Source organism: Blastococcus brunescens (assembly GCF_035320885.1).
GTDB lineage: Bacteria > Actinomycetota > Actinomycetes > Mycobacteriales > Geodermatophilaceae > Blastococcus_B > Blastococcus_B brunescens.
Window position 1 is genome coordinate 1,625,917 of record NZ_CP141261.1, and the last position, 15,530, is coordinate 1,641,446.

General features: G+C 72.1%; 16 protein-coding genes, 2 pseudogenes and 1 riboswitch. Of the genes and pseudogenes, 8 read left to right on the forward strand and 10 right to left on the reverse strand.

Annotated features, from left to right (window positions below; all coding sequences use genetic code 11):
- Positions 1–35: 35 nt before the first annotated feature.
- Positions 36–386: a DUF3817 domain-containing protein gene (locus U6N30_RS10760; RefSeq protein ID WP_324277298.1), complete on the reverse strand. Its 351-nt coding sequence runs from the start codon at positions 384–386 to the stop codon at positions 36–38.
- Positions 376–696 carry a metalloprotease gene (locus U6N30_RS10765; RefSeq protein ID WP_324277299.1) on the reverse strand — a complete coding sequence of 107 codons (321 nt, stop codon included), beginning with the start codon at positions 694–696 and terminating at the stop codon, positions 376–378. The genes U6N30_RS10760 and U6N30_RS10765 overlap by 11 nt, the downstream gene beginning before the upstream one ends.
- 313 nt (positions 697–1,009) lie before the next feature.
- Here U6N30_RS10765 and ctaC point away from each other — a divergent pair, with 313 nt between their 5' ends.
- The 4 genes from ctaC to U6N30_RS10785 all read left to right on the forward strand — a co-directional run bounded on the left by ctaC (position 1,010) and on the right by U6N30_RS10785 (position 3,851).
- The gene (gene ctaC, locus U6N30_RS10770; protein ID WP_479690593.1) at positions 1,010–1,894 is read left to right on the forward strand and encodes an aa3-type cytochrome oxidase subunit II; all 885 of its coding nucleotides are present in this window, start codon (positions 1,010–1,012) and stop codon (positions 1,892–1,894) included.
- Positions 1,895–1,945: 51 nt separating this feature from the next.
- Entirely contained in the window at positions 1,946–2,350 is a 405-nt protein-coding gene (locus U6N30_RS10775) for a cytochrome c oxidase subunit 4 (RefSeq protein WP_324277301.1), read from the forward strand.
- Between the two features lie 170 nt (positions 2,351–2,520).
- The gene (locus U6N30_RS10780; protein WP_324277302.1) at positions 2,521–3,765 is read left to right on the forward strand and encodes an FAD-binding oxidoreductase; all 1,245 of its coding nucleotides are present in this window, start codon (positions 2,521–2,523) and stop codon (positions 3,763–3,765) included.
- Positions 3,699–3,851, forward strand: coding sequence for a BBE domain-containing protein (locus U6N30_RS10785; protein WP_324277303.1), 153 nt, complete (start codon positions 3,699–3,701; stop codon positions 3,849–3,851). The genes U6N30_RS10780 and U6N30_RS10785 overlap by 67 nt, the downstream gene beginning before the upstream one ends.
- Positions 3,852–4,081: 230 nt before the next feature.
- Here the strand turns inward: U6N30_RS10785 and qcrB are convergent, their stop codons facing one another.
- From qcrB to ctaE, 5 genes are all read right to left on the reverse strand, one after another.
- A complete protein-coding gene (qcrB, locus tag U6N30_RS10790; protein ID WP_324277304.1) occupies positions 4,082–5,659 on the reverse strand; it encodes a cytochrome bc1 complex cytochrome b subunit in 1,578 nt (525 codons plus the stop codon).
- Positions 5,660–5,762: 103 nt separating this feature from the next.
- Positions 5,763–6,872: a (2Fe-2S)-binding protein gene (locus U6N30_RS33730; RefSeq protein ID WP_422678064.1), complete on the reverse strand. Its 1,110-nt coding sequence runs from the start codon at positions 6,870–6,872 to the stop codon at positions 5,763–5,765.
- Positions 6,869–7,090 carry a hypothetical protein gene (locus tag U6N30_RS10805; protein WP_324277305.1) on the reverse strand — a complete coding sequence of 74 codons (222 nt, stop codon included), beginning with the start codon at positions 7,088–7,090 and terminating at the stop codon, positions 6,869–6,871. Before U6N30_RS10805 ends, U6N30_RS33730 begins: the two co-directional genes overlap by 4 nt.
- On the reverse strand, positions 7,084–7,731 hold the full coding sequence (qcrC, locus tag U6N30_RS10810; RefSeq protein WP_324277306.1) for a cytochrome bc1 complex diheme cytochrome c subunit: 648 nt from the start codon (positions 7,729–7,731) through the stop codon (positions 7,084–7,086). The genes U6N30_RS10805 and qcrC overlap by 7 nt, the downstream gene beginning before the upstream one ends.
- A 7-nt stretch (positions 7,732–7,738) precedes the next feature.
- Positions 7,739–8,284 (reverse strand): aa3-type cytochrome oxidase subunit III, encoded by a 546-nt coding sequence (gene ctaE / locus U6N30_RS10815; RefSeq protein ID WP_324277307.1) that lies wholly within the window; start codon positions 8,282–8,284, stop codon positions 7,739–7,741.
- A 442-nt stretch (positions 8,285–8,726) separates the two neighbouring features.
- Between ctaE and U6N30_RS10820 the strand changes: the two genes are divergently transcribed.
- Together U6N30_RS10820 and trpD are read left to right on the forward strand one after the other, a co-directional pair.
- The gene (locus tag U6N30_RS10820; RefSeq protein WP_324277308.1) at positions 8,727–8,924 is read left to right on the forward strand and encodes a hypothetical protein; all 198 of its coding nucleotides are present in this window, start codon (positions 8,727–8,729) and stop codon (positions 8,922–8,924) included.
- A gap of 7 nt (positions 8,925–8,931) precedes the next feature.
- Positions 8,932–9,826 (forward strand): annotated as a pseudogene (trpD, locus tag U6N30_RS10825) (anthranilate phosphoribosyltransferase).
- Between the two features lie 218 nt (positions 9,827–10,044).
- Here the strand turns inward: trpD and U6N30_RS10830 are convergent.
- From U6N30_RS10830 to U6N30_RS33735, 3 genes and pseudogenes are all read right to left on the reverse strand, one after another.
- Positions 10,045–10,203 carry a hypothetical protein gene (locus U6N30_RS10830; protein WP_324277309.1) on the reverse strand — a complete coding sequence of 53 codons (159 nt, stop codon included), beginning with the start codon at positions 10,201–10,203 and terminating at the stop codon, positions 10,045–10,047.
- Positions 10,204–10,340: 137 nt separating this feature from the next.
- A complete protein-coding gene (locus tag U6N30_RS10835; protein WP_324277310.1) occupies positions 10,341–11,453 on the reverse strand; it encodes a hypothetical protein in 1,113 nt (370 codons plus the stop codon).
- Between the two features lie 191 nt (positions 11,454–11,644).
- Positions 11,645–12,099 (reverse strand): annotated as a pseudogene (locus U6N30_RS33735) (exonuclease domain-containing protein); the annotation flags it as partial.
- 339 nt (positions 12,100–12,438) lie between these two features.
- Here U6N30_RS33735 and U6N30_RS10850 point away from each other — a divergent pair.
- Together U6N30_RS10850 and U6N30_RS10855 are read left to right on the forward strand one after the other, a co-directional pair.
- On the forward strand, positions 12,439–13,995 hold the full coding sequence (locus tag U6N30_RS10850) for an NlpC/P60 family protein (protein WP_324277311.1): 1,557 nt from the start codon (positions 12,439–12,441) through the stop codon (positions 13,993–13,995).
- 176 nt (positions 13,996–14,171) lie between these two features.
- The gene (locus tag U6N30_RS10855; RefSeq protein ID WP_324277312.1) at positions 14,172–14,498 is read left to right on the forward strand and encodes a hypothetical protein; all 327 of its coding nucleotides are present in this window, start codon (positions 14,172–14,174) and stop codon (positions 14,496–14,498) included.
- 188 nt (positions 14,499–14,686) lie between these two features.
- A riboswitch (cyclic di-AMP (ydaO/yuaA leader) is annotated at positions 14,687–14,868 on the forward strand.
- Positions 14,869–15,530: the final 662 nt, after the last annotated feature.

Below are 15,530 nucleotides of genomic sequence, written 5' to 3' on the forward strand. Positions count from 1 at the left end.
GGGGGAGGGGTCGGAGGAGGAGGGCGGTGCGGCGGTCACACGCGCTCGCCGGCGCGCATCTTCCGCGTCACGGTGCGCTCGCCGTAGAAGGAGAGGAACGGGATGGTGCCCAGGACCAGGGCGACCACCGCGCCCTTCAGGGTCCACCTGGCCCGTAGCGCGAGGTCGACGGTGGACAGGAAGAACAACGCGTACAGCCAGCCGTGCGCCGTCCCGAGCACCGTGACGGGCTCCGGGATGCCGGCCAGGTGCTTCAGGGGCACGGCCACGGCGAACAGCAGGACGAGGAGGACGCCGACCACCGTGGCCATCACGCGGTAGCGCTGCAGGGCCGCCGCGATCGCCTGCTCGGAGTCGCGGGCCGGAGCGGTGCGGTCAGCGGCCATCGCCGGCGCTCCGCTGACCGAGGGCGCGCTCGTTGAGCTCGGCCAGGTAGGCGTTGTAGGCGGCCAGCTCGGGGTCTCCTGACGTGTCGATGCGGGGGCGCTGGTACAGCACCACGGCGGCGCTCGGGGCGCCCTCGTCCGGGTCGCGGCTCAGTTCCACTTTGAGCATGCGCACGTAGAACCACAGGCCCATGAAGCCGTAGAGCGGCCACTGGAGCGCGTAGCTCCAGTTGACGGCGCCGCCGCCGGCCTCGGCCTTGGTGAGCTGCCAGTAGCCGAGGAAGAACGTGGCCACGAACAGGGCGGCCACCAGCAGGTGCAGCAGCAGCCACTTGGGGTCAGCAGCCGGGAGAACACGCTCCTGACTCTAACCGTCGGCCCGGCGGCGCCGGGCGACGTCGGGGCGCCCCCGATCCGGTGCCGGGGTCCGGGACGCCCGGGTAGACCGGCCGAGGTCCCGGGGACGCGCCGGTGGGGTGTCTCCGGTGGTCAGCCGCCGAGCGCGGTCGGCTAGTCTCGCCCCACACTGTGATCGGCAGGATGCCGTCCGCCGCACGCCGGTGGACGTCGCGCTGGGAGGACCGTCCGGACACCCTGGACGGAGAACGAGGAGGCAGCGAGCAGTGGCTCGACGCAGCAGGCTCGCGCGGCTGGCCGCGCTCGGTCTCCTGGGGGTCGTGACCCTCACCGGATGTTCCATGCCGAACAACGAGTTCTGGCGGTTCGGCTGGCCGGAGGGCATCACCGAGCAGTCCCAGGAGATGCGCGAACTCTGGACCGGTTCGGTGATCGCGGCGCTCATCGTCGGCTTCGCGGTCTGGGCGCTGATCGGCTGGTCGGTCGTCCGGCACCGCAAGCGCAGCGACGAACTTCCCAAGCAGACGGCGTACAACCTGCCGCTGGAGATCGTCTACACGATCGTCCCGTTCCTGATCATCGCCGGCCTGTTCTTCTACACGATCGTCGTGCAGAACAGCGTGATGGAACGCAGCGAGGATCCCGACGAGACGATCGCGGTCAACGCCTTCAAGTGGAACTGGCAGTTCGTCTACCCCGAGACCGCCGGGCCCGACGGCGAGCCGGTGGACACGATCGGGACGACGGCCGAGATCCCGATCCTCGTGCTGCCGACCGAGCGCACCATCCGGTTCGAGCTCGCCTCGGCCGACGTCATCCACTCGTTCTGGGTGCCCGAGTTCCTCTTCAAGCTCGACGTCATCCCCGGCAACGAGAACGGCCGGGACAACGTCTTCGAGGTGACCGTCCAGGAGGAGGGTGCCTACGTCGGGCGCTGCGCCGAGCTGTGCGGCACGTACCACGCGTACATGAACTTCGAGGTCCGCGCCGTCTCCGGTGAGGAGTACGACGCCTACCTCGAGGCGCGGGAATCCGGTCTGGACACCTACGAGGCGCTCGAGGAGATCGGGCAGCCGGGGCTGTCGTCCACGACGACACCGTTCGACTACCTGCAGAACAAGAACGTCGACCAGACGACGGCCGGTGGCTGACGTGCCTACCCTCCAGCCCCTGATCGGACCGAGGAACGAGGAGGCGCGGCCGTGAAGGTCGAGGCGCTGATCTTCAACATCATCGCGTTGTTCTGCGTCATCGCCGCGGTCGTCTACGGCTTCTGGGCCCGCGAGCCGATCGGGACCACGGCGTTGGCGCTGTCGGGCGGCCTGACGGGCCTCATCGGCGGGTTCTTCTGGTTCGTGTCCCGCCGCATCGACGCCCGCCCGGAGGACCGCAAGGACGCCGACATCGCCGACGGGGCCGGGGAGCTCGGCTTCTTCCCGCCCGCCAGCTACTGGCCGTTCGCCCTGGCGCTGTCGGCCGCCCTCATGGGGCTGGGCCTGGCGTTCTTCTACTCCTGGCTGATCCTCATCGCCGCCGCGGCGCTGCTGATCACCATCGGCGGGCTGCTGTTCGAGTACTACGTGGGACAGAACGCCACCCAGAGCTGACCCACCCCGCGTCACCGAGGGCCCCTCCGCACCACGCGGAGGGGCCCTCGGTCGTCGACGGCCGGATGCTCCCCGTGGGTGTTCCCCGCCGCCTGAGGAGGTGGTGGCGATGAGTTCCGCCGTGGCGGCCGGTCCACCGGTCAGGACCACGCGAGAACGAGGAGGAGCCGATGGCCGACCTGTCGCGCCCGACCACGACGCCGGCCATCGATCTGCTGCGCCCCGGGGACCCGGGGTACGACCACGCGCGCCGGGTGTGGAACGCCGCCGTGGACCACCGACCGGCCCTGATCGCCCGCTGCCGGCAGACCTCCGACGTCGTCGCCGCCGTCGGCCTGGCCCGTCGGGAAGGCCTGGAGATCGGGGTCCGGTGCGGCGGGCACAGCGTCGTCGGGCTCGCGGTGCCTCACGGCGGGCTGATGATCGACCTGACGCCCATGAACGGGGTGCGGGTCGACCCGGACCAGCGGAAGGCGTGGGCCCGGGGCGGTGCCCTGCTCGGCGCGCTCGACCTCGTCGCCCAGAGGCACGGACTGGCCACGACCGCCGGCAACGTCTCGCACACCGGCGTCGGCGGCCTCACTCTGGGCGGGGGCATGGGGTGGCTGGCTCGCCAGTACGGCCTGACGTGCGACAACCTGCTGTCGTGCGAGCTGGTCACCGCTGACGGCGATGTCGTCCGCGCTTCCGCCGGGGAGAACACCGAGCTGTTCTGGGGCCTGCGGGGCGGCGGCGGCAACTTCGGAGTGGTGACCGAGTTCGAGTTCCGGCTCCATCCCGCCGGGACCCGGGCCCTCAGCATCGGGTTGGACTTCCGCGCCGCGGACGCCTCGCCGGTGGTAGCCCGTTGGCGCGACGTCAGCGCGTCCGCGCCGCGGCAGGCGACGTACACCGCAACCGTCCTCGGCGGCGTGGCGACCCTGGGCTTCGTCTGGGTCGGCGACCCGGACGAGGGCGGGCGCATGCCCGGGCCCTCACCTCTCTCGGGCGACCCGTCGCACGACGCGTGGAGGAGATGTCCTACCTCGCACTCCAGCGACGCGAGGACACGCTCCAGGGGCACGAGGTGCGCCGCTACTGGAAGGGCCACTACTTGCGGAACATGCCCGGCACCGCGATCGAGGCGCTGCTCGAGCACCATCCCGCCGTGGCCGCCAGCCTGCAGGCCTATGGCGGCGCGATCGCCGAGGTGCCGGACGAGGCGTCCGCGTTCAGCCAGCGCCGGACCGTCCTCGAGTACGTCGGTGCTGCGCGGTGGACGGACCCGGGCGAGGACCAGGACCAGATCGCCACGGCCCGGGCGAGCGCCGCCATGCTGGAGCCGTTCGCCAGCGGCGCGTATGTCAACGTGCTGGGGAACGACGGCGCCGCCGGTGTACGACGCGCCTACCCACCCGCCACGCTGGCCCGGTTGACCGCCCTCAAGGATGCGGTCGATCCCGCCAACGTCTTCCACCTCAACCAGAACATCCCGCCGAGCCGAGCGGGGGCTACCAGGTGAGAACGCTGCCCGCAGGGCGCCCCGGTGAGCCAGAACGGGCGCGCCGGCCGGTTACCGTCGCCACCCGGTCCGCCGCTGGACCCTGGAGGCGGCCGGCGCGACCGGGACCCTGCGGGATGAGCGGCCGGTCGGCACCGTGGCCGCGCACCGCGGCGGCATCGCCCGGCATGCAGAAGGGCCCCGGTGGAATCCACCGGGGCCCTTCTGCGCAGCCCTGCAGGGGCCCGATCTCAGTCGCGCGGCTCCTGCGGACGGCCACCCTCTGAGGGGCGCCCACCCTCGGAGGGCCGACCGGACGACGTGAGCTCGCGGTCTGCCTCGCCGGCGGCCAGGCCCCGGCCTTCACCGCGCTGCTCGAGCTCCACCTGGGTGGGCTCCTCGATCGGGGAGAAGAAGCCGCGGACGGCCCGTCGGGCGCCACCCACGTGGTTCATCCGCTTCGGCACCGGGGCGCCCCCGTAGGCGAGCTGGCCGTGGCCGTGCTCGTCCACCGGGCCCAGGGGCTGGTGGACCTCGATGAACTCGCCGCTCGGCAGCCGGCGGATGACACCGGTCTCGATGCCGTGCTCGAGCACCTCGCGGTCGTGCTGCTGGAGGCCGAGGCAGATCCGGTAGGTGACCACGTAGGCGATGGCCGGAAGGATGATCACGCCGATACGGCCGACCCACGTCATCGCGTTCAGGCTGATGTCGAACTTGTCCGCGATGACGTCGTTCCCGCCGGCCACCATCAACCACAGGTAGAACGCCAGCGCCATCGCACCGAGCGACGTGCGCACCGGGACGTCGCGCGGGCGCTGCAGCAGGTGGTGCGGGGCCGTGTCCCCGGTCATCTTGCGTTCGATCAACGGGTACAGCGCCAGCACTGTGAACATGAGGCCGGCGATGACGACCGTCGGCCAGAAGAGGGCCGGGATGTTGTAGTCGCCCGGCAGGTTGATGTCCCACGGCGGGAAGATGCGCGTCGACCCGTCGAGGAAGCCGATGTACCAGTCGGGCTGCGACCCGGCGGAGACCTGCGCCGGGTTGTACGGACCCCACAGCCAGATCGGGTTGATCTGGACCAGCCCACCGAGCGCGGCACACACGCCGAACACGATGAAGATGAGCCCGGTGGCCTTGGCCGCGAAGGTCGGGAAGAGCCGGTTGCCGACGACGTTGTGCTCGGTCCGGCCGGCGCCGGGGAACTGGGTGTGCTTCTGCTTGACCAGGATGATCAGGTGCAGCGCGATCAGCGCGAGCAGGATCGCCGGGATCAGCAGGACGTGGAGGATGTAGAAGCGACCGATGATCTCCGTGCCGACGAAGTCGCCGTTGAACACCGCGAAGTGCGCCCACGTACCGATGACCGGGATCGAGAGCAGGATCGCGCTGATGATGCGGAGCCCGGTGCCCGACAGCAGGTCGTCCGGGAGGGTGTAGCCGGTCACGCCCATCAACAGGGCGAGCACGAGCATGACCACGCCGATCAGCCAGTTCGTCTCCCGCGGGCGGCGGAAGGCGCCGGTGAAGAAGATGCGCAGCAGGTGGACGACGATCGACGCCACGAACAGCAGGGCCGCCCAGTGGTGCAACTGCCGCATGAAGAGGCCGCCGCGAACGTCGAAGGAGAGGTTGAGCGCCGAGTTGTAGGCCGCCGACATCTCCACGCCCCGCAGTGGCGCGTAGGAACCCTCGTAGACGACCTCGCGCATGGAGGCGTCGAAGAAGAACGTCAGGTAGGTGCCCGACAGCAGCAGGATGAGGAACGAGTAGAGCGCGATCTCCCCGAGCAGGAACGACCAGTGGTCGGGGTAGACCTTGTTCATCGTCCGGCGCAGCCACGGCGCGAGGTCAGCTGCTCGTCGACGGCGTGACCCGCCTTGCCCAGCCTCGTCGTGGGGGCACCCGGTGCGGTGGCGGTACGAGCCATCAGATGCGCTCCCGGTTCCAGTAGGTCGGCCCTACGGCCTCAATGTAGTCGCTGCGCGCGACGAAGAAGCCCTCGTCGTCGACACCGAGGGGCAGCTGGGGAGCGCACGGGTGGCGGGACCGAACACCGGCTTGGCCCCTGCGTGACGTCGAACTGCGACTGGTGGCACGGGCAGAGGATCCGGCTGGTCTCCTGCTCGTAGAGCGAGACCGGACAGCCGGCGTGCGTGCAGATCTTCGAGTAGGCGACGTACTCGCCGTACGCGAAGTCGGCCTGCCCCTCGCGGGGTTCCAGGTTGTCGACCTGCTCGGGCCGGAGCCGGATGAGCATCGTGGCGGCGTCGGCCTGGCGGTTCCCACCCGGAACGGCCGGGAAGACGGTCTCCAGCGAGCCCGGCTCCTGGTCGCCGGGGCGGACCGGCGTGCCGTCGTCCCGGAGCAGCCGGACACCCTCGGCCCAGGCCGTGGTGCCGAGGGGTCACCCCTGTTCGGGTTCTTGATCAGGCCGCCGAGCGGCATGATCAGCATCAGGCCCACGCCTCCGCCCATGAGGGCGAGGGAGCGGGTGATCAGCTTGCGCCGGGCCAGTCCACTGTTGTGCCAGCCGCCGACGAGCGTCGCCCCGGCGGTCACGCGGTCGAAGTGCGAGCCGTCGTGCTTGTCCTGGACGGCCGTCTCGTGCGGCAGGAGCTTCTTGGTGAACAGCACCAGGCCGACGCCGACGCAGAGCAGCGACAGGCCCATGAAGAGGCCCAGCATCGGCGTGAAGAGCGCGCTCCAGCCGCCCTCGGTGACGTCCCACTGCCAGTCGGGCAGGAACCAGCCGGAGCCGACGTAGACGACGATGAAGAGGAAGGCGAACAGGCCCGCGAGGCCGAACACCATGCCGACCTGGCGGACGGCGCGCTGCTCCATGGCGGAGCCCGGCTCGGGGCCGGGGTCGACGTGCATGATCTCCACGCCGTCGTACCGCGCACCGAGGCGGTCCAGCTCCTGGCGGTTCATCGCCGCGAGCTGCTCGGGGGTGTAGTCGTCGTCCGGCCCGCCGTACAGCGTGTCGGGGACGTCGGCGCCGCCGGTGGAACCGGGGCGGGTGTCGCGGGTGTTCACGCCTTGCTCCCCATCCAGAAGATGCCGAACATCAGGGCGCCGATGCCGACCACCCAGATCACCAGACCCTCCGCGACCGGGCCGGTTCGGCCGATGCCGGCGCCGCCGGGGTCGGCCTGCGCGTTGATGGTCTGGACGTAGTTGATGATCGAGCGCTTCTCTTCCGGCGTCAGCTGGTTGTCACCGAACACCGGCATGTTCTCGGGGCCGGTCAGCATCGCCGTGAGATCTCGAGGTCGTTGGAGTCATCGAGGCTCGGCGCCGCCTTCCCCGAGGAGAGCGCGCCGCCCTCGCCGACGAAGTTGTGGCACGAGGCGCAGTTGAGCCGGAAGAGCTCACCGCCCTCGGCGAGATCGCCGTCGCGCAGGTCGCCCGACGGGAGGGTGGGCCCGCCGCCGTTGGCCTGGACGTAGGCCATGAGCTGGTCGATCTCCTCGTCGGAGAAGACAGCCGGCTTGTCGGCGGCATCGGCCTCCTGGCGGGCCAGCGGCATGCGGCCGGTGTGCACCTGGAAGTAGACGGCTGCCTCGCCGACCCCGATCAGGGACGGGCCGCGGTCGGGCACGCCTTCGAGGTTCTCGCCGTGACAGGTGATGCAGCTGCGCGAGTACAGCTCGCGCCCGGCGGCCTCGGCGGCGGACTCCGTGGTCTCGTCGGCGGCCTGCGCCGGAGCGAAGACGGAGTACAGCGCGCCGGTGAGGACCAGAGCGGTCAGCAGACCGGCGACGTTGGCCAGCCGCCGGCGGTGCTTGGAGCGGCGCCGGGCGCGGGCCCGGCCGGCAGGGTTGCCGTCGGGCCCGGCTGCGGACGGCCGGTCCTCGGGGGACGGGGCCTCGGACTGCGGGTTCGTGGTGGACACCGGTTCCCTAGCGGATCAGGTAGATCGTGGCGAAGAGCCCGACCCACACGACGTCGACGAAGTGCCAGTAGTAGGAGACCACGATGGCGGCGGTCGCCTGTGCGGGCGTGAACCGGCCCATGGTGGACCGGATGAGCAGATAGACGAAGGCGACGAGGCCACCGATGACGTGCAGGGCGTGGAAACCGGTCGTGATGTAGAAGACCGACCCGTACGTCGACGACGAGATCGTCGTCCCGTGGTCCATGACCAGGACGCGGTACTCGTTGGCCTGGGCCAGCACGAACACCAACCCCATGACGAAGGTGATGGTGAACCAGCGCCGGAGGCCGTAGACGTTGCCGTTCTCCGCCGCGAACACACCGAACTGGCAGGTCACCGAGGAGAGCACCAGGATGACCGTGAAGACGGTGGCGTAGGGCAGGTTCAGCTCGGTCGGCTCCGGCGGCCACCCCTCGGTGGCCCGGGCTCGCGCCGTGAAGTACATGGCGAACAGACCGGCGAAGAACATCAGCTCGCTGGAGAGCCAGATGATCGTGCCGACGCTGACCATGTTCGGTCGGGTCAGGAGTGCACCCGCGATGTGTCGAAGGTGCTGCTCGCGACGGGGGCCGTTGTCACGAGGGTCATCATGGCATCGCCGAGGGCCGTCACGACTGCGGGTGCGATGGGCGTGGCGGCAAAGTGATCAGCTCTTTACCGATACGGCTGCCCGCTCAGGATTTGTCCCGGTCTGGCACTAGGCTCAGTCGGGTGAGTTCCGTCTCCGACGCCACCCGTACCGCCGCGATGCCCGCCACCGTGGTGGTCTACAGCCACCGGCCAGAGGTTCGCGCCGCCGTGCGCACCGCTGTCGGACGCCGTCCGGCCTCCGACGTCGGACCCGTGACCTGGCTGGAGTGCGAGACCGGCGACGACGTCGTCGCCACGGTCGACGCCGGGGTGTCGACCTCTGCATCCTCGACGGCGAGGCGCAGCCGACGGGCGGTCTGGCGGTGGCCCGCCAGTTGGACCAGGAGGTCGTCGATCGGCCGGCGGTGTGCGTGCTCATCGCCCGGCAGCCCGACCGCTGGCTGGCGCACTGGTCCCGCGCCGAGGGGACGCTGCCCCTGCCGGTCGACCCGCTCACCGCTCCCGGGGTGGTCGCGGACCTGCTGCGCGCCCATGCGCAGCGCCCCGTCGTCCGTCGGTGAGCCGCCGATGAGCGCGCCCGCGGCCGGATCGCTGTCGTGGCCGCAGCTGGTCAACCGGCTGCTCGCGCGGGCGGACCTGTCGTCGTCGGACACCGCGTGGGCGATGCGCGAGATCATGACCGGCGAGGCCACGCCGGTGCAGGTGGCGGCGTTCGCCGTCGCCCTGCGGGCCAAGGGCGAGTCGGCCGAGGAGGTGGCCGGTCTCGCCGCCGAGATGATCGCGCAGGCCACTCCCGTGCACCTCTCCCGGGACTGCGTCGACATCGTCGGCACCGGTGGAGACGGTGCGCACACCGTGAACATCTCCACCATGGCGGCGGTGCTCGCCGCCGCCGCGGGGCGCCGGTCGCCAAGCACGGTGGCCGCGCGGCGTCGTCGTCGTCCGGGTCCGCCGACGTGCTCGAGGCGCTCGGAGTGGTCATCGACCTCTCCGCGGATGGCGTCGCCCGGTGCGTCGACGAAGCCGGGATCGGCTTCTTCTTCGCGCCGGTCTTCCACCCCGGCATGCGGCACGCCGGTCCGGCGCGCCGGGAGATGGGCATCGCCACCGTCTTCAACTTCCTCGGTCCGCTCACCAACCCTGCCCGGCCCGTCGCGGCTGCGATCGGCTGCGCCGACGCACGCATGGCACCGGTGATGGCCGACGTGCTGGCCGCTCGCGGAGGGCGTGCGCTGGTCTTCCGGGGGACGACGGGCTGGACGAGCTGACGACGGCGACGACGTCGTCGGTGTGGGTCGTGCGGAACGGCGAGGTCGAGCCCGACCGCCTGGACCCCGCGGCGCTCGGGATCCCCGCGTCCACGCCGGACGCGCTCCGAGGCGGCTCCGCACAGGTCAACGCCGACGTGTTCCGCCGTGTGCTCGACGGGGAGAAGGGGCGGTCCGGGATGCGGTCGTCCTGAACGCGGCCGCGGCGCTGGCGGCCTTCGACGAGCGATCCGCCCGGCTGCACGACGCCATCGGGGCCGGCATGGAACGGGCGTCGGCCGCCATCGACGACGGCCGCGCCAAGGCTCAGCTCGACCGCTGGGTGCAGGTCAGCCGAGCCGCCCGTTCCTGATGGCCCCGCTGCGGGGGCCCGCCGCGAGCGTGCGAGCGGTGGGGGCAGCGGGGTCCTTATTCAGTCGGCCGTCTCGAAGCCGATCGAGAACGCGGCGTCGAGGTCGTGGCGCGAGTAGGCGCGGAAGGCGATGTGCGTCTCGGTCTCGAGCACGCCGGGCACCTTGTTGATCCGCCCGGCGATCACCTCGGCGATGTGCTCGAACTCGCGGACTCGCACGATGGCGATCAGGTCGACCTCGCCGGCGGTCGAGTAGACCTCGCTGACCCCTCGAGGTCGGCGATCGCCGCCGCCACCTCGGGGATCGCGTCGGTGGCTGCGTCGATCATCACGATGGCGGTGATCACGCGGGGAGCCTAGCGGGGACCACGTCCGCCCGCCCCGGCCGCGACCCGATCCGGGCGGGCTCGGGTGCCGAGCGACCGGTCGTCGGCAAAGGGATCGCGACCGGTGTGTCCGGTCTCCACCCGGGTCAGGAACGTGGAGAACGCCCCCGTGCCCGGCGCCGCGCAGGCCAGCGTGCCGGTGAGCTCGACGAGGCGGGTCCCTGGCTTCTCCATCCACCGCAGGACCAGCTCCGTCTCGTCCACGGTCGCCGCGAGCTCGTCGTCCGGTCCCACGGGCGTCTCGGCCGTCGCCAGCAGGCCGGGCAGCGTGGCGCGCACCGACGTGCCCCGCGGGGCGCCGCCCGCGGAGACCAGGCGCCCGCGCCGGACGACGGAGAGGTGCCATCCGCCGGAGCCGTCCGCCCGGGCGAGGACCAGCTCGGGCACCGCCGCGAGCGACTCCAGGCGCTGCCGCCGGCGCACGGCCCGCACCAGGACCGCCGCCCGGTCCCGCAGGACGGCGGCGTCCTCGTAGCGCTCGTCGGCGGCCAGCCGGTCGACGCGGGCGAGCAGCGGGGCGACGAGGTCACGGGGATCGTGGTCGACGGCTGCCCGGAACACCGCCGCGATCGAGGCGTACTCCTCGACCGACTGGGCGCCGGTGCAGGGGCCGCCGCAACGGCCCATGCCGAAGAGCACGCAGGCCGAGGTGGGAACGCGGGGTGAGATCCGGGTGGTGCACTGCCGCAGGGGCAGGGCCTCGTGGACGGCGGCGACAGCCGCGTCGGCCGCCCGACGATCGGGAAAGGGGCCGAGGAAGACGCCCGCGCCGGGGCGCACCCGGCGCACGACCGACAACCGGGGGAACGGCTCCTCGGTCAGCCGGATCCACAGGGCCCGCTCGGGAAAGCGGGAGCGACGGTTGTAGCGGGGCTTGTGCTCGGCGATCAGCCGCAGTTCGCGGACCGCGGCCTCGAGGTCGTGGGCGCAGGGGATCGCGTCGACCCGTCGGGACAGCGCCACCATCTCGGTGATCCGGCTGCGCTGCTCACTCGCCGAGAAGTAGCTGCGCACCCGGCTGCGGAGATCGTTCGACGTCCCGACGTACAGGGGCTCGTCGCGCGGGCCGCGGAACAGGTACACGCCCGGCCCCCGGGGACGTCGTCGGCGAGGTGCCGCTTGCGCAGCCGCTCGGGGTCGACCTGGCGGGTCAGCCCGGTCAGCTCCTCCAGGGAGGTGATGCCCAGCGGGCCGAGCCGTTCGAAGAGCCCGTGCAGGACGTCCACGGTGGCGCGTGCGTCGTCCAGGGCCCGGTGGGTGGGCGAGGTGGTGGCGGAGAAGTAGGGCGCGAGCGTGGCCAGCTTGCAGTTGGGCACCTCGTCGCGGGTGAGCAGCCGGCGGGCCAGCACGGCGGTGTCCACCGACGCCGCCGCCGGCCAGGCGATGCCGTTCTCGGCGCACGCCGCCTTGAGGAAGCCCAGGTCGAACGGCGCGTTGTGGGCGACCAGGACGGCCCCGTGGGCGAACTCGAGGAAACCGGGGAGGACGCCGCCGATCCGGGGGCCGCGGCGACCATCATCGAGGTGATGCCGGTCAGGACGCTGATGTAGGGCGGGATCTCCCGACCCGGGTCCACCAGTGTCTGGAACTCGCCCAGGATGGCGCCGCCACGGATCTTCACCGCGCCGATCTCGGTGATCGCGCTGTCCTTGGGTGAGCCGCCCGTCGTCTCGAGGTCCACCACCACGAACGTGACGTCGGCCAGCGGCGTGCCGAGCTCCTCGATCATGACCTGCTCGTACCGCTGGGGATCCTGCCGCCGGGAGGCGGTGCGGGGAGCGCGGGGGAGAAGGGCACGGGCGGACGGTAGATCGGGGTAATGACACTCCTGTGATTGCCGCGCCGGGCGTCGGGGTGCCAGGTGTCGCCCGAGCGGGCGTTCCGGGCCGTTTCACCTGGCGGAAGGCGGGTGATCAGGACAACATCTCCCCGGTCGGTCGCACCCGTGGAGGAGTGCGGCCCCGTCACGTAGAGGTGGTCCGATGCTCCCGCGCTGCCGGTGGCGCACAGGTGGGACGGCGGCGCGGGCGGCCTTCGCGGTGGCGGTCCTCGCCGCCTCACGACCGCCGTGGCCGCGCCGGCCTCGGCAGCACCGAGCGACCAGCCCGGCGGCACCACGGCGGTGCTCGACAGCCGGGCGCTGGACCAGTTGCAGCAGCGGGCCGCCGACGTGCAGACCGGGCTCCAGGAGCAGCAGGCCGAGGTGGCCGCCGCCCGGGAGGAGCAGGCGCGCGCCCAGGAAGCCGTCGCGGCCGCCGAGGCGGTGGTGTCCGACGCCGAGAGCGAGCTGGCGGTGCACCAGCGAGCGGTCGCCCGGTACGCGGCCGCGGTCTACCGGGACGGTGGGGCGATCAGCCCACTGACGCTCCTGCTGTCCGGCGGTGACCCCGGCGACGTCGTGGCGGCCCTGGGCTTCCTCGAGGTCGTGGACGCGCACGCGGCCCAGGTCATCGGCGCTGCTGAGGAACTCCGCCAGGGAGCTCTCGCCGAACGGCAGCGGGCGACGACCGCGCTGGCGCAGGCCCGCGAGCGTGCCGACGCGGTCGCCGCGAAGGTGGCCGAGCTCGAGGCCGCCGCCGCGGCGGTCACCGACGAGCTGGACGAGGCGCTCAGCGTCGTCGACCGGCAGCTGGCACAGCTCCAGCAGGAGCAGCTCGCCGTCAACGCGCGGACAGCGGCCAACTGGCGTGCCTACGTCGAGCAGCTGACGGCGGCGGGTGTCGCTCCGCCGCCCGCCGCCGCGCTCCTGGACCCGGGAGCCGGGCTCCCGGCCGGACTCGTCCCGGTGGGGGCGAGCGAGGGTGGCGCCCAGCGCGGCGCGGCTCAGCTGCCCCGGCAGCCGGCCTCCCTGCTGGTCCTGCCGGCCGAGACGCTGGCCGCCGTCACCGCGGCGATGGACGCCCTGGGACGCCCCTACGCGCCCGGGACCGCGGGGCCCGACTCGTGGGACTGCGGTTCGCTGGTCCAGTCGGTCTACGGATCGGCCGGCGTGCCGCTCCCCGGCAGCCAGGCCGACCTCTTCGCCGTCGCCGCACCGGTGGCGCCGGCCGACGTGCTCCCCGGCGACCTGGTGTTCCTGGGCACCGCGGAGGCAGGGCTCGGCCATGTCGGCATCGCCCTCGACCCGAAAACGATGCTGGCCGCCGACGCGCGAGCTGGGGCGGTCGTGGTCCGCACCCTCCCGGCGGACCAGGTGCTCGGGATCGGGCGCCCGAGCCTCGGCCAGCGGTCGCCGGTCGCCGCTCCCGGTCTCACCGGCGGAGCCCTGCGGGTGGAGTGCGGGAACAGCATCTACCCGCCCAGTTACGACGGGGCCCGCGCCTGGGGCGGTTACCCCAACGGCCTGATCCCACCGAGCGCGATGTGCCCCGTCGGAGCGGGATCCCACACGCTGCGCTGTGACGCCGCGGCGGCCTACCGGGCGATGTCGGCCGCGTACGCCGGCGCCTTCGGTGGGCCGATCTGCATCACCGACTCCTACCGGACCTACGCCAGCCAGGTGAACCTGTACGGGCGCAAGCCCGCCCTGGCGGCGGTGCCGGGCACCAGCAATCACGGGTGGGGCCTGGCGGTGGACCTCTGCGGGGGATCGAGCGGTTCGGCACCGCGCAGTACGCCTGGATGAAGGCCAACGCCGGCCGGTTCGGCTTCCTCCACCCGGACTGGGCGGAACCCGGGAGAGGGCGCGAGGAGCCCTGGCACTGGGAGTTCGCCGGCACCTGAGGCGACGCCCGGCCCAGCACGCGGCGGAATTGTCGGTGGCCGCTCCTACCGTGCGGATGACTCACGGAGGAGAGAGCCATGCTGATCGATTGCGACACCTGCACCGCGCGCCCGACGGGTTGCGCCGACTGCGTCGTCACCGTCCTGCTCGGAGCGCCACCGGGCTGGCAGGGCACCGATCCGGTCGTCATCCCGATGACCGCACGGAGTGCGCCGGTGGGCGACGCGTCCGCGCCGGAGATCTCGGCCGAGGACGTCGTCGTGCCGCCGCCCGGGGTCGTCGTGGAGTTCGACGAGGTCGAGCGGCGGGCCGTCCGCGCGCTCGCGGAGGTCGGCCTGGTGCCACCGCTGCGTCACCGGAACCCCTCGGACCAGGCGGGGAACAGCAGCCGCAGGACGGGCTGAGGGCGGTCCGGACGGAACGGTCCGCTCCATGTCACATGGGCACCCGGCGCGGGTGCTGACCTGCGTCGACGCTCCCAGGACCGGCCGTCGTCACACTCGTCACAGGACGTTCCAGTTGTCACATGATCGTCACGGTCGTAGGGTCTCCCGGTCCGACCGAGTGGTCGTCGCCCGCAGAGGGTGACCTCGGACGGGCACCGCCTAATCGCCTGACGGCGCCTACGAAGGTGTTCCGACGGCGAGCCGGGGACCCACCGCAGTCCTGGGGTGAGTTCTCCTGCTGGGCCGGTTCGCCGGTTCGCAGGGGATAGGGCCAGTCTTCCCAGCCCGAACCCGTCAGCTAACTCGGTAGGCGGTAGTCGAGGAAGAAACGGAGAGCCGCCGCTCGTGGCGACCCCACACGCCGTACTGCCGCACGCCCTTGATCAGTCCGCCACCGCCCGTCCCGCAGGTGCGGGGCACGTCGGCTGGCTCCGGTCCGGCCTCCTGCTCGGAGTGACCGCGGCGCTGACCTTCACCGTCCTGCCGGGCACCGCCTCCGCCGACCCGACCGACGCTACCAGCGCCGCCCAGGCCGCCCAGCTCGTCGCCGAGGCCGAGCACGAGCTCGAGGTGGTCACCGAGGAGCTCAACGAGGCGAAGGTCCAGCTCGAGGAGCAGCACGCAGCCGTCGCCGCCGCCGAGCAGGCCGCAGCTGACGCGCAGGCGCAGCTGGAATCCCTCGACGGCCAGGTCCGCCAGCTGGCTCGCTCCGCGTACACCAGCGAGGGCTTCTCCCGGCTCGACGTCATCCTCACCAGCGACTCGGCCGACGAGCTGATGCACCAGCTCGGCACGCTCGACGCCATCGCCGGGCACACCAACCAGCAGCTCGCCGAGGTGGCCGAGGCAGCCGCTGCGGCAGAGCAGGCCCAGGCCGCCGCCGACGAGGCGGAGGCCGAGGCGCAGCGCGCCGTCGACGAGATCGCCACCCAGCAGGAGGACCTCGAGGCGCAGATCGCCGACTTCCAGGCCCAGTACGCGGCGCTGAGC

What these genes read in the sequence shown, in the direction of transcription:
- U6N30_RS10780 (WP_324277302.1), top strand. Translation starts at nt 2,521, where the DNA reads ATGGCCGACCTGTCGCGCCCGACCACGACGCCGGCCATCGATCTGCTG.
- U6N30_RS10805 (WP_324277305.1), bottom strand. Translation starts at nt 7,090, where the DNA reads ATGCTGACCGGCCCCGAGAACATGCCGGTGTTCGGTGACAACCAGCTG.
- U6N30_RS10760 (WP_324277298.1), bottom strand. Translation starts at nt 386, where the DNA reads ATGGCCGCTGACCGCACCGCTCCGGCCCGCGACTCCGAGCAGGCGATC.
- U6N30_RS10855 (WP_324277312.1), top strand. Translation starts at nt 14,172, where the DNA reads ATGCTGATCGATTGCGACACCTGCACCGCGCGCCCGACGGGTTGCGCC.
- ctaE (WP_324277307.1), bottom strand. Translation starts at nt 8,284, where the DNA reads ATGGTCAGCGTCGGCACGATCATCTGGCTCTCCAGCGAGCTGATGTTC.
- qcrB (WP_324277304.1), bottom strand. Translation starts at nt 5,659, where the DNA reads ATGAACAAGGTCTACCCCGACCACTGGTCGTTCCTGCTCGGGGAGATC.